The sequence below is a fragment of the Corallococcus sp. AB045 genome, from assembly GCF_003668895.1.
Lineage (GTDB): Bacteria > Myxococcota > Myxococcia > Myxococcales > Myxococcaceae > Corallococcus > Corallococcus coralloides.
The window spans coordinates 1-12,339 of sequence record NZ_RAWN01000241.1 but is presented as its reverse complement, the minus strand read 5'-3'; the positions used below and the strand labels follow the sequence as shown (position 1 = coordinate 12,339).

The window sequence follows — 12,339 nt, the reverse complement described above, 5'->3', positions numbered from 1 at the left end:
GAGGGGCCGAGGAGGGCCGCTGACGGGGCCGCCCGAGCGATGCTCCCGGCCGGTGGACAGGCCGCTTGAACCCCTTGGGGCACACGACTGCCCAGGCCGCGCTCCCATCAGGTGCGTAAGTATAAGTATAGCTCCAACTGGACGTGGGAGCCGGTGGCCAAGCAGTGCTTCGCACCCTCCGGCATCTGGATGGCCGTCGACCTGGCCGGCGGGTGTGCGCAAGGCCAATGGCCTATGGCTCGAGCACGAGCTTTCCCATTGCCGCTGAGCGCTCGAGCATTTCGTGGGCATGACGCGCGTCGGACAGTGGCAGGCGCTCGGCCACGACCGGGTGGATTTCACCACGGCGCAGCAGCTCAATCAGCGTGCGGAAGTCCTCCCGGAACCAATCCTGGTGGTGGATGCGCAGCTTCTGGATCCGGTAGGCGAGCACCCGCCGGCGAGGCGAGAGCAGGCCCCAGAGCGCGACGCCAACGGTCGCCGCGTACCACTCGAACACCGCTCGCCAGTTCTTGCGCCCATGCGCGAGCGTGGCATAGCGGCCGAACACGACGAGCCTGCCGCCGGGACGCAGGGCGCGGAAGGAGCGCAGCGACACCACGCCTCCGATGCCGTCGAGCACGGCGTCCACGCCGCTGCCGGTCAGCTCTCGCACCCGAGCCAGGAAGTCCTCATTGCGGTAGTCGATGGCCACCGCGCCCAGCCGCTCGACCGCGGCGCGGTTGCGGGCGGAGGCGGTGCCATAGAGACGAAGGCCGGCCAGCGCCCCGAGCTCGAGGAGCGCGGTGCCCACCCTGCCAGCCGCGCCGTGCACGAGCACCGACTCCCCGCGCTTCACCTTCGCCGAGCGGTGAAGCACCTGGTAGGCGGTCATGTACGAGAAGAGAAGGCTCACGACCTTGGCCGGGTCGACGTCCTCGGGCACCTCGACCGCGTACTTCTCCGGCACGCAGACGCGCTCCGCGTCGGCGCCCCACACCGTCAACGCGCCGACACGGTCTCCCACGCGCAGCCTCGAGCAGCCCGGTCCGAGCTCATCGACGATGCCGACGAGCTCGTAGCCGGGGGTGAATGGCGGCTTCGGCCCGCCCAGATACGTGCCGGCACGCAGCTGGGCATCGGTGAATGAGACGCCTGCGGCAAGAACCCTGACGCGGGCCTCGCCCGGACCTGGTCGCGGAGGGTCTTCCTCCACCACCTTCACGACCTCGGGCCCGCCAAAGTGATCGACGACGACACGCTTCATCGCGACCGTCCTTTCCTCGGTGGGGACAGCTCGCCACGACGTTTCCCATCGTCCGGCCACCTGCCATCGGCCCGGGGTACTGGGCGTCCATCGGTGCTTCTCGGGACAAGGGGGCTGGCGAGGAACCCACTGCTGCGAATGCCATCTTCGGGATGAACACAGACATCCCCACCAGGCTCCAACTCCTGGAAGCGCTCTTCAAGAAGTACAAGGTCGACTACCAGCGCCTGCTCGACAACACCGGCGGCGTCAGGAAGATCGACAACTGTGACTACGTCAGTGTCGGTGGAGACCTGAACAACATCACCCTGGGCAAGGCGCTCGTCGAGCCCCGGGACCGCAATGGCACCCCATTGAGCATGGGAATCAATCCCGGTGCGGATGTGACGTACGACAAGATCGTCATCTTGTAGAAGAGCAACAGAACCTTCCGGTGAGCGTCAAGGTAGTTGCCGCGTGAGAGGGTTCAGCCGATGTGCTTCAACTCCTGCACTTCCGGTGAGGGGTCGAGGCGAACGAGACCTGCGGGCGTCCAGTCGCGGGTGTCACGGCTCCAGCGCTCGGGATGACGTGCGCGGGCACGCTGATGCACCTGCTGGCGTTGGGCGAGCAGCGTGGCTTCGCGGCCGAAGTTCCTGTCGTCAACGGAGAGCTCCGCGTCAGACACCGACCCGGTGTCTGGCGCCGCCGCCTCCCAGCTCCGGCTCGGCGCGTGGATCCGCGACTGCACACCTGCGTCCGCATGGAGGGAGGCATACGTCGCACAGGACCACCTTTCGGCGGCGAACAACTCGCTGACGGTCGGGTTCTGGTCTGACATGCCCCCCGCTGCGCTCCGCGCGGCTCCCTCCAGAATCCAGGAGCAGTCCATGGTCCACACTTCGGGTATCCCTCGTCGCATCTCCCTCTGGGCAGGCGTTGCCCTGGCGCTGGTTGGCACTCTCACGGGCTGTGCTCCGCCAGGGCCGGAGGACTTGCCCGGAGAGCCCCAGGTGACCCTGGACTCACAATCCCAGGCACTGGCCTATCCCAACGGGAGCAGCCGGACGGTGGTGTCACGGCGCGTCGTCTACAAGAACGCCTCCGGTGACTACCAGGCGGCGCCGGGCTTCGAGCAGTTCCGCGCGGCCGGTGCCTCCGACAGCACACTGCACGCCATCCGCATCGCCCAGGTGGATGCCCCGAGCGTGCGCGAGGCCATCGTCTTCATGACCGCCGGGCAGAAGATCTCGAGCAGCGGGCACTCCAGCGGCGTGACAGGCCAGTCCTCCAACTGGGACGCGTCCTGCGACGGCGTCTCCTGCGCCAACGTGGTCCTGGATGGCCGCTCCCTGGCCATGAAGCTCAATGCCCTGGGCTGGTTTCCGGCGGGGAGGACGCACCTGTCCGTGGTCAACGACAACAACTTCGACCACCTGTTCGACAGCGACACGAAGCAGCGCATCGTCAACGGGTTCGTCCACTGGCTCCAGGCCCAGGTCCGACCCGAGACGCGGTCCATCTACCTGGCGGGGAGCTCCCGCGGCGGGTGTCTGGTGATGCGAATTGCCCAGGCGCTCCGTGCCAACACGGCGCTGGATGGCATCACCGTCTACGTGTCGTCGCTGGATGGCGTGTGCAGGAACAGCCAGGGCGAGCTGGGCACGTTCGACACCAAGGTGAACAACCCCGTGCGCCCCTGGGGCACGTTCTACGGCGCGTGGGCCACCAACCTGTCCTCCCAGTTCCCCCGCCGCGCGCGGCTGCACCTGTATCAGGTGGTGGGGGGCCAGGAGGTCGCGCCAGCCACCGGCATCCGAGCCTTCTCCGGGTACGCGGGCGCCACGCCTCCCTCGACGGGCACCCACCTGGACTGGGGCTGGTACAAGCAGACCTGGGTGAAGTGGCAGCACAAGGAGATTGGCAATCCGTACACCGACCCGAGCACGTCGGATCAGCCGCTCGCCATTTCAGAGACGATTGACGCGCAGCTCACCTGGCTGGACGGGCTGCTGTAGCGGGCCCGCGGTGGACTCCGAGTCACCCGCTGGTTACGAGAAGGAGCACCGCGCTGCCGCTTGAGGGCGAAAGCGCGGAACGCTCTGCGGAACCGGGGCAACTTCACATCTTGAAGAAGCGCCAGAACCAGAGCTTCTTCAGCCGAGGCAACCGCGTCAGCACCTCGGGGAAGCCCTCCAGCGCCATCGCGTCCAGATACAGCTCCTCCAGTGCCTCCAGCTCGCCGAACGCGTCTGGGAGCCGGGTGAGGTTGTTGCAGTAGCGGAGGCTCAACTTCTTCAGCGCGGGGAGGCGGCAGAGCTCCACCGGAAGCGTCGTCAGCGGCAGGCTCTCCAGGCTGAGGTTCTTCAGTGCCTGCAGCTCGCCAATGCGCGGGGAAATCTCCGCGATGTCGTTGGTATCCAGGTTGAGGCTCTCCAGCCCGGTGAGGGAGAAAACCTCCTCGGGGATGGCCTTCAGCTTCTTCTGCGCGAGCCCCAGTCGCGTCGCCTTCTCGCCCCGCGCTGCCTGCTCCTTCACGGCGGCGATGGCCTTCTCCACGGGGCCAAGCCGGGTGTCCGCCAGCAGAGGATTCCCCGCTCGCAGCATCGTGAGGAGCCCCTTCCGGTCCACCGTCGAGTCGGTGACGTCGCCCTCGTCCTCGTCCTCCACGGTGAAGGCCCCCGGCAGGAGCGCCTCGTGCGGCTCCAGCCTCCTGCGGGGCTTCTCCGTCGCGGTGAGTTTGTCGCCCACGAGCGCGTCCACGTCCAGCGGGCCCAACACCCAGAGGTGGTGGTGCTGCTCGACGAGGGCGCGCGCCTTCAGCCCACCGCCGACACAGAAGACGTCATCCCCATATGAGTCGCCGAAGAGCAGCCCCCGGATCCGGGCGTTGCCCGCGATGAACATGGCGGAGAACGTCGCCACGTTCTCCACTTCCAAATCTCCCAGCACCACCAGGAGGGTGTGGTCCGCCGCGTGGCCGTCCTCGAGCAGGCCCTTCAGCCGGATGCTGCCAGAGACAACGAGCGGCCGGGGGCCGATGACGAGCGAGTCGGCCTCCAGGTCTCCCTCGTGGAAGAGGACGCCCTTCTCGGAGACTCCCCGCCACCAGGAGGCCAGCTCGTGTCGCCATCCGGGCGTCCCCGCCGCCTCCACGTGGGCCCACACTTCTTGCGCGGAGGCATCCCTCCCCCAGTCCTGCTTCTCCACCATGTCCCGGTGCTCCCTTCCGGGAGCCATCACACCATGGAAGCGCAGTGAGGATCCCTCAGGAGCCCAGGAGGAACCGCGGCGCGACGCACGATGGGGCAGGCGAGGACATCCAGCGCGAACGTCCGGCGCAGCAGTCCCGCCCAATCCAATCGCGGCGTGCGCTCCATCGTCGACTCCACCGTCGCAGCCTGGGCCGGGCTCTCCTCCTCCAGCCCCGGCTCCGCCCCCGCTATCACCCTCTCCGGAGCCTGGCTGATTGCCACCTGCCTCGTGCTGCCACGGCTTCACACCTTTGCTGCCCGTGCGTTGAAGGACACGAAGCTGCTGGTGTCGATTCCCCATCGCGAGTCGCTCGTCATCTTCCCGGAGGGCAACGCGAAGGCGCGCGCGAAGATGCGCGCCCGGATCCGGGAGGTGGATGGCGAAGGGGCCAAGCCGCATACCTTCGAGTTCTTCAGCCTCTCCGCCGAGGGGGTGACGCCGTTCCGCGAACCCGCGAGCGCGAAGGCCGCACCTCCCTGAGATGAGGGCGGGGGATGGAATGGGAGCCCCGCGGCTTGCCGCTCGTGTATATGCCTCCGTGCTTCCCTACTCTGGAACCGACATGAGCACATTGCCCCCCTGCCCGAAGTGCAACTCCGCCTACACGTACGAAGACGGCAGCATCTACGTCTGCCCGGAGTGCGCGCATGAGTGGGCGACAGCCGCTGCCGTCGAGCCGGGGGAGGATAAGCGCGAGGTGCGCGACGCCTACGGCAACCTGCTGCAGGACGGCGACAGCGTCACCGTCATCAAGGACTTGAAGGTCAAGGGCTCGTCGACGGTGGTCAAGGTCGGCACCAAGGTCCGGAACATCCGCCTCGTTGACGGCGACCACGACATCGACTGCAAGATCGATGGAATCGGGGCGATGGGGCTCAAGTCGGAGTTCGTGAAGAAGGCGTAAGGAGCCGGGCTCCTTCCGATGTGGCTGTCGACTCTCTGCAACGCCGCCGTCCGGCGTGTCTCCTCCCCATAGGGCCAGTTTTCCCTGTGGACTTTCGTGAGGACGATATGAAGACGGCGACGTGTTTCCTGGTTCTTCTCTCCATGCTGGCGGTGGGGTGCGGCAGTTCCGACGAGGGCGACGGCGAAGGGGCCGCGCTCCAGCAGCTCTTCGCGCAGGAGCCAACGGAGGCAGGCGTTCCCGGGGACAACCAGACCGCTGTCTTCCTCTCGCTCACCTGTGGTGACGTGAACTGGCCGACGGACATCGAGCACTACCGGATGACCACCGCCGTGGACCGGGCCGCCCATCCGCTCACCGCCGGAATGCCAGCGAACATCTGGCCCTGCGCGTTCTGGATGACCCCGATGGAGCCGCCCGTCCCGGTCTCCGACCAGGGCCCCCGGAACATCCTCCTCCTGCAGAATCGCCGCGACAACGCGACGCCGTGGGAGTCCGGGCTGGGCATGCGCAAGGCCTTGGGCTCCCGCGCGGCGTGGGTCGGCGTCGAGGCCGGAGGACACTATGCCTACGGCCAGGGCACTTCCTGCGTAGACGACGTGTTCAACGCCTTCCTGGAGAACGGAACGCTTCCCCAGGAAGACGTGCATTGTCGCCTGGCCTTGCGCTGACCGGCGCTGTCACTCCGCGCTGGGCTTGAGCGGGGTGCAGGTCACGTTGGCGGGCACGGCCCACAACGCGTCACCCGAGACGCCGGAGTACGCCCGGAAGAAGATCCGGTTGCCCACGCGCGTGAACTTCGGCTTCGCGGTCAAGTCGGCCATCAACGACAGTGTGCTGATCCACGGCTTCCGCGTGCGCTACGCGCTGTAACCCAGAAGCAGGCCTGCTTCCTGAAACCGGGGAGGCAGGCCTGGTGGAAACGGCTCCTGGGGGGCGACAGAACGCCAAGGAAAGATGGGGGTCCTTGACTGGATCGTTCTAGGATTCGTCTGGCGAAGCTCCGTGATGCAGGCGCATTGCCTGGGGAGATGTCATGACGAAAGCCTTGTCGGCCTCTTCGAACAGCCGTTCGCGGCAATTCCTGACGCGCATCCTGGAGGAGCCAGAGCTGGTCGGCATCGTGCAGGGGTTGGAAGCCCCCGTGCTCTCCAAGCTCATCGACCACATCGGCCTGGAGGACTCCGGGGAGATCGTCGCGCTGGCGACGACCGAGCAGCTCAAGAAGATTTTCGACGAGGACCTCTGGCGAAGCGCGAAGCCTGGCAAGGACCCGACCTTCGACGCGGAGCGCTTCGGTCTCTGGCTCCAGGTGATGATGGAGGCGGGGGCGGAGTTCGCGGCGCGGAAGCTGGCGGAGCTGGACGAGGACCTGGTCACCCTGGCCGTCTGCAAGCATGTGCTGGTCATCAACATCGACGCGCTGGCCGAGCGGATATCTGGAAGCAGCCGTTCGGACGACGATGGCCTGACGGACAAGGCGCTCGAGAGCTGTCTGTATGAGGAGTTCTCCGAATACCAGATCATCGCCAGGGACCATCAGGGCTGGGATTCGCTCATCGCGGTCCTGGTGGAACTGGACAAGAACCACCATGACTTCCTGATGCGGATGCTGGACCGCTGCTGCTACATCTCCACGGAGTACATCGACGACAACGGCGGCCTCTACAACGTCCTCAACAGCGAGGAGATGCTGGAGTCGGACGTCGCGGCGGACCGCGAGGACCGGCGCGAGGCGGAGGGCTACGTGGCGCCCTCGTCGGCGGCCAGCTTCCTCAACCTCGCGCGCGTCACCCCCACGGAGGAACTCATCGCCTCACGCGACGCGGACCCCATCACCCAGTCCTACTTCAAGTCACTGGATCGCGCCGCCAGGGAGTCCGCGAAGAAGGGGCCCGCGCAGGCCCTGCCGCGGGGCGCGCCATCGCGGAAGGTGGAGAAGTTCCTCCAGGAGTTGCGCGAGGCGGAGGTGCTGGAGGCGCCGGCGCAGCCCCCGCTCCTCGCCGCCGGGGAGCCGCGGGCGGCGCACTCCGAGCCGCTGTTCAAGCTGGCCGTCCTCGCCGTGCGCGACCGCGAGCCCAAGGCCTACATGGACCGGCTGCGGGAGCTCGGCTACCTGGCCAACGTCCTCATCTCCGGGTGCGTCTACGCGGGCCGGGCGTTCCGTCCGTTGGAGGCGGCGGACGCGGCGGTGGCGGTCTGCAACCTGGGCATGGAGCGGCTGTTGCGCGACGCCGCTGGCGACCGGCCCGGCGTCCCCACCGTCGACGACGCCGCGGGCCTGCTGGAGCGCCAGGAACTGGTGAAGCTGTTCCAGGTGGGCTGGAGCCTCCTGCACCGCGACGTGCAGATGTTCACGGCGCGCACCCTCCAGGAGACGCTGGCCCGGATGGGGGAGGGCCTGCGCGACGTGCGGAAGTCCAAGGAGCTGACCCGCATGGCCGCCACGCTGAAGGCGGACGTCAACGCGGGCAAGCCCTGCCAGTCCCGAAGCCGGCTGGAAGGCCTGGGCAACGTGCTGGACCGCCAGGTCATCCTCGCGGTGAAGGGGCTCCTCAGCGAGTACCCCTACCTGACGCGCGCCATCTCGGGCGGCTCCAAGGAGATGGACAAGGGAGACTCGCGGTTCATCTTCACGCAGCAGCAGATCCAGGCGGTGCAGGCGTTCGTCCAGGGCATCGGCGCGCCCGCGAAGAAGGCGGGAGTGGCCGCGCCTCCGGTTCCACCGAAGGGCCGCTGACGGGGCCGCCCGAGCGATGCTCCCGCCAGTCACTCCCGATGGCGCTTCCACTCGTCGTACAGTCCACGCTCGTCCGCCGGGCGTAGAGGCCGCAAGGGGAGGGACTGGGCTTGGGGCCCGCGGGCCAACTGCGCGTAGATCTGCGCCGTGGAGAGGCCGAAGGCTTCGCCCTCCTCGTTGGAGTAAGCGAAATAGGCGCCCTGGATACCGCACAGGTGCATGGCGGCCAGACACATCGGACAGGGATGACCGCTGGCGTAGATGATGCAGCCGCTCAGGCTGGCGCTACCGAGGCTCTTGCTCGCATTGCGAATGGCCAGAAGCTCGGCGTGGGCGGTGGGATCCTTCGTTTGATTGACCTCGTTGACCGCGCGCGTGATCACCCGACCGTCGCGCACGAGCACGGCCCCGAATGGACGGCCACCAGACTCGACGTTGGTGCGGGCCAGGGCGATGGCCTCGCGCATGAACTCTTCGGGGGACGGCTCCATCAGCGACCTCCAGCGGCGGCGAGCATCTTGGCAATCGTAACCCTCTAAATGTTCGCCAGGGACACGGCTTCATCTCCTGCCGAGGTGCTCTAATCCCCTGCCATTTCATGCGAAATGCCAGAATGAATTTTAGTTGAATTCCAAATGGTCGGACCAGGAGTTCTTTGTCGAGACATTCGTATGATAGGAATCCAACTCCACTCGAAGTGGGGGATTCTTCGATGAAAGACGTGTTGAGAAGTCTTTGTTCCACCTGGGCTGGCGTCTTGCTTTGCGGCTGGAGCATGGCGGGCGGTGTGGAAGTATAGGACGGATAGGAGCCCTGTTGAGGGCGGCGGGCTGGTGAAGAGGGGTCAAGAAGGGCGGCTGGAGGGTGACGCGCGGGCTGTGCGCCGGGCCGGAGCAGAGGCCGTACCGCCCCTCGGGGCACATGCCGGCCCAAGCGGCCCAGCCAGGCGGCAGGCCGCAAGGGCGTGGGCTTCCAGGTCACTGTGGGCGCTTGAGCTCAACACCACACGCTCTGGGGTGGACCCTGTGCCAGGGCCAGCTTCGCAGGCCGCGAGGGCAATGCCAGGTGTTCCAGAATGGCGCGCCCCCCACCGGGGGCCGTCAGGTATGCCAGCACCCTCCTACGGCCTCCACACCGAGAGCAGGCGAAGACATCCAGCGCGAACGTCCGGCGCAGCAGTCCCGCCCAATCCAATCGCGGCGTGCGCTCCATCGTCGACTCCACCGTCGCAGCCTGGGCCGGGCTCTCCTCCTCCAGCCCCGGCTCCGCCCCCGCTTGAGGGAGCAGAAATGGCCGCACTTTCGCGCCTGGAGCGAAGATGCCGTGGAACCTTGTGAGGTTTGTCCGAGGCGGAGGCACCAGCGACGCCAGACGACGGAGGAGCTCCAGCCCGGTGAAGAAGAGGCGCGTAGTGCCGTCGGGCAGCGGATGCTTCATCCGGTACGCGAGGCGGCCATCCTCCATCCGCGACAGTCGCTCCAGCGCCAGCGCGCCACGCGCCCCATGGCGGCACAGCCGCTCCAGCCCCTGCCTGTCGTTGGCATGGGGGTGCGTATTGGAATGCAGGGAGAAGCCTTCCAGGAAGGCGCACCGGGCTGCTTTTGGGGTACGAATCAGGGGAAGGTCGGGAGTGACGAGGGAAAGGCGTGAGCGCGTGGCATGCCGTGCTCGAAGAGCTCCTGAAGGAGTCGGCAGCGCTCGGGTTCGACGGAGGCGTCGCAGGTGGAGGCTTCTCGCCGGAGCTCTTCGAGCGGGACGAGCGAGGAGCTCACCGGGCGAAGCGCCTGGGAGGAGTAGGCCCACGCGTTACCCACGCGATATGCGGGCTTCTCGTCCGCGTGACAGAACGCGCAGACGGTGAGGTCGGACTGGAACATGACCTTCGTGTAGGGCGCCTCGGGGGGCACGTCTGCTTCGATGGGGAAGGCCAGTTCTCCCTTGATGGAGCGGCCGGAGGCGTCGAGCTGGCTGAACTCGACGACCTCCGCTCCCGGGCCGTCGGGGACGACCGAGAGGATAAGGGGGCCCGAAAACAGGAAGATGCGAGGGCTGCGCCGGCCATGCGCGGGTTGCGCGCTGAAGTCGCTCTCCGTGGCACTCAGCCGCAGGGGCCGGTCCAGACTCTCCACGAGACAGGCCACGGAAGTGGGGCGGGGCAGGGAGTTGATGAGCGCCACCGCCTCCTCGATGGTTCCAGGGGCGCCCGTGGCACCGCCGGAGGGAACGCAGTCGCGGGGAGGCTCATCCGGGGGCTTTGAACCATTCGATGCGCCGCAACCTGCCGCCAGCACCGCCATCACCACCTGCACGAACGCCCTTTGTCGCCACCTGCGCCTCACGTGTGACCTCCAGGGAACATCATGTGCCCGTGGCCACCCCTGCGCGAGAGTTCCCAGCCCGGTTTCATTTTTGGGGGACCCCGAGGCCTCCGACTTCGGCCCTTTCCGCATCGGATGGGGGCGCACATCTGCGCCACATCAGCGCCGCGGGCAGAGCCAGGATCAGGTGGCGATGACTGCCAATAACGCCTGGAGGGATGGGCTGACGGAGTCTCCCAATGAGGAAGCGTAAACAGTCGCTGGTACGACCAGGGCACCCAGAGTGAAAAAGAAGATGAGGAGCCACCAGCCATTGCGGAGTCTGCCGACGCTATCTTTGAAGATGCTGATCATCAGAGCCTCCGACTCCAGGTGGAACGGGGCCCTGTCAGCAGCCTCTATTGCACCGGATGCTGAAAGAACAGAGACGTCCCGGTGCATCTGCCTCCACGGGTATTCCCACCCGCGCTCCTCCGCCTGCTCCAATGTCTCCAAGGATGGCTGGGAGGACGCGGAGTTGAGGAAGCTGGAGGAGGCCCGCCGAAACCTGGAGGGCACCATCGAGGACTCGAAGCACGCTTCTTGAGTCATCTACCGCGAGTCCCGCGACGACATTTGCGGATGACGGGGCGCGCCACCATGTCAGCTGGAGTGACCCCTGTGCAGGGGCCCGCTTCGCAGGCCGCGTCAGTGCCCGCCGGCACGCGGGTTGTCTCCGATATGCTGGATGTAATTCACGATGGCCGCGTTGCCGGCCGCGCTCTGGTGGTTCCCCCACCAGTGCGGCCGTACGAACGTGGGGTGATTGGACTGGTTCCGAGCCGGCGCCCCCGAGCTCCCATGGCGGTCGTGCCGGCGCTGGAAGTTGACGAGCGTATCGTGCTCGAGCTGCGTGAGCGTGTTCGCGATCCGCAGCTCGCCAACGAAGTGCGCCCAGGTGATCGTGTGCGCGCCGGTGAAGCAGAGCGCCATGCGCTTGACGTTGAGCGGCGTCCAGATCGCGGAGTGCATGCGCACGAAGTCCCAGTTGCTGGATCTGAAGTTCGCCGCCTTCAGCACGCGCTGGACGATCACGCTGCAATTCTTGACGAGGAAGCGATAGCTCGCACCGGAGTTGTTCTGGCGGTACGCCACGTTCGCTCCGTTAATGGCGACGTTGCCCCAAACGACCGCCTTGTTGCGGATCTCGTCCCACGCGGCGCGCATCGCCGGCTCCTGGATCCCGTTCGACGGAATGCGGATGATGTGGTCCGGCGCGTAGCCCTCGGCGACGAGGTCTTGCAGGACGTTGAGCTTGGGATCGGCCTGATCATGGCCCGAGTGCGACTGGTTATTGCCGGGGAACCAACTCACGTGTCGGTGCTCGTGATTGGTCGCATACGTTTGCGGCCAGGTGCCGTCGATGTTCAGGGACGCGTGCCCGGGGTAGCTCCTCCCGAATGTGACTTCGTTGTTGTTCCAGATGAAGACCGTGCTCATCACGCACCCCTGACAGCCGACGGGCATTGAATCCGCGCAGCTGATTTCAGGCGGAATTGTAGTCGATAGCTTGGGGGGCACCACTACTGGTATTCACGGGTTGTGCGTGTCCACTCCGCAGGTAGGGTCCACCGATGACCTGGGGAACAGCCCGGACACCTGGGGTATGAAGCTGACACGGAATGTCTGTGATTCTTGACAAGCGTAGAGGAGGGACTGTACCGCACCGAATTGTTGAGACACCAGGTTGGTTGTAATCAGGCCGCCTGCTTCGACTGCATCAGCGCTCGTCGGGCCTGACTCGGCGAGCGGAAATGGTGGCGCTCCAGCAGCCAGTGCTCGTTGTACCGGTGGGCCCACTCCAGCAGCGCCTGTCGGAGTGCCTCCACGGTGGAGAAGGTGCGCACCCAGAGCAGTT

The 12,339-nt window shown here is 66.5% G+C and carries 15 protein-coding genes; 7 read left to right on the top strand and 8 right to left on the bottom strand.

From position 1 onward, the window contains the following. Window positions 1-232: 232 nt before the first annotated feature. Entirely contained in the window at window positions 233-1,246 is a 1,014-nt protein-coding gene (locus D7Y21_RS36135) for a medium chain dehydrogenase/reductase family protein (protein WP_121718108.1), read from the bottom strand. A 152-nt stretch (window positions 1,247-1,398) separates the two neighbouring features. On the opposite strand from D7Y21_RS36135, the gene D7Y21_RS36130 reads away from it, so the two are divergent. Then, window positions 1,399-1,659: a hypothetical protein gene (locus D7Y21_RS36130; RefSeq protein ID WP_121718107.1), complete on the top strand. Its 261-nt coding sequence runs from the start codon at window positions 1,399-1,401 to the stop codon at window positions 1,657-1,659. A 53-nt stretch (window positions 1,660-1,712) separates the two neighbouring features. Here the strand turns inward: D7Y21_RS36130 and D7Y21_RS36125 are convergent, their stop codons facing one another. Beyond that, window positions 1,713-2,066, bottom strand: coding sequence for a hypothetical protein (locus D7Y21_RS36125; protein ID WP_121718106.1), 354 nt, complete (start codon window positions 2,064-2,066; stop codon window positions 1,713-1,715). A 172-nt stretch (window positions 2,067-2,238) separates the two neighbouring features. On the opposite strand from D7Y21_RS36125, the gene D7Y21_RS36120 reads away from it, so the two are divergent. Continuing rightward, complete coding sequence (locus D7Y21_RS36120; RefSeq protein ID WP_233612418.1) at window positions 2,239-3,243, top strand: hypothetical protein; 1,005 nt, start codon at window positions 2,239-2,241, stop codon at window positions 3,241-3,243. Window positions 3,244-3,346: 103 nt separating this feature from the next. Here the strand turns inward: D7Y21_RS36120 and D7Y21_RS36115 are convergent, their stop codons facing one another. Then, the gene (locus tag D7Y21_RS36115) at window positions 3,347-4,438 is read right to left on the bottom strand and encodes a leucine-rich repeat domain-containing protein (RefSeq protein ID WP_233612417.1); all 1,092 of its coding nucleotides are present in this window, start codon (window positions 4,436-4,438) and stop codon (window positions 3,347-3,349) included. A 156-nt stretch (window positions 4,439-4,594) separates the two neighbouring features. Between D7Y21_RS36115 and D7Y21_RS42040 the strand changes: the two genes are divergently transcribed. From D7Y21_RS42040 to D7Y21_RS36090, 5 genes are all read left to right on the top strand, one after another. Next, complete coding sequence (locus D7Y21_RS42040) at window positions 4,595-4,960, top strand: hypothetical protein (protein ID WP_158619190.1); 366 nt, start codon at window positions 4,595-4,597, stop codon at window positions 4,958-4,960. Between the two features lie 82 nt (window positions 4,961-5,042). Beyond that, window positions 5,043-5,384 (top strand): zinc ribbon domain-containing protein YjdM, encoded by a 342-nt coding sequence (locus D7Y21_RS36100; protein ID WP_121718104.1) that lies wholly within the window; start codon window positions 5,043-5,045, stop codon window positions 5,382-5,384. A gap of 107 nt (window positions 5,385-5,491) precedes the next feature. Further along, window positions 5,492-6,055, top strand: a complete 564-nt coding sequence (locus D7Y21_RS36095; RefSeq protein ID WP_121718103.1) for an alpha/beta hydrolase — start codon at window positions 5,492-5,494, stop codon at window positions 6,053-6,055. 34 nt (window positions 6,056-6,089) lie between these two features. After that, complete coding sequence (locus D7Y21_RS42035) at window positions 6,090-6,257, top strand: hypothetical protein (protein WP_158619191.1); 168 nt, start codon at window positions 6,090-6,092, stop codon at window positions 6,255-6,257. A gap of 163 nt (window positions 6,258-6,420) precedes the next feature. Then, on the top strand, window positions 6,421-8,124 hold the full coding sequence (locus tag D7Y21_RS36090; protein ID WP_121718102.1) for a DUF6178 family protein: 1,704 nt from the start codon (window positions 6,421-6,423) through the stop codon (window positions 8,122-8,124). A gap of 29 nt (window positions 8,125-8,153) precedes the next feature. On the opposite strand, the gene D7Y21_RS36085 is transcribed toward D7Y21_RS36090, so the two are convergent. From D7Y21_RS36085 to D7Y21_RS36065, 5 genes are all read right to left on the bottom strand, one after another. Beyond that, window positions 8,154-8,615 (bottom strand): nucleoside deaminase, encoded by a 462-nt coding sequence (locus D7Y21_RS36085; protein WP_121718101.1) that lies wholly within the window; start codon window positions 8,613-8,615, stop codon window positions 8,154-8,156. Window positions 8,616-9,120: 505 nt separating this feature from the next. Further along, window positions 9,121-9,690, bottom strand: a complete 570-nt coding sequence (locus tag D7Y21_RS43170; RefSeq protein WP_370039764.1) for a transposase — start codon at window positions 9,688-9,690, stop codon at window positions 9,121-9,123. Window positions 9,691-9,737: 47 nt separating this feature from the next. Further along, window positions 9,738-10,463: a hypothetical protein gene (locus tag D7Y21_RS41610; RefSeq protein ID WP_147469470.1), complete on the bottom strand. Its 726-nt coding sequence runs from the start codon at window positions 10,461-10,463 to the stop codon at window positions 9,738-9,740. Between the two features lie 162 nt (window positions 10,464-10,625). After that, window positions 10,626-10,796: a hypothetical protein gene (locus D7Y21_RS42030; protein ID WP_158627403.1), complete on the bottom strand. Its 171-nt coding sequence runs from the start codon at window positions 10,794-10,796 to the stop codon at window positions 10,626-10,628. 333 nt (window positions 10,797-11,129) lie between these two features. Further along, the gene (locus D7Y21_RS36065; RefSeq protein ID WP_120561438.1) at window positions 11,130-11,921 is read right to left on the bottom strand and encodes a hypothetical protein; all 792 of its coding nucleotides are present in this window, start codon (window positions 11,919-11,921) and stop codon (window positions 11,130-11,132) included. Window positions 11,922-12,339: the final 418 nt, after the last annotated feature.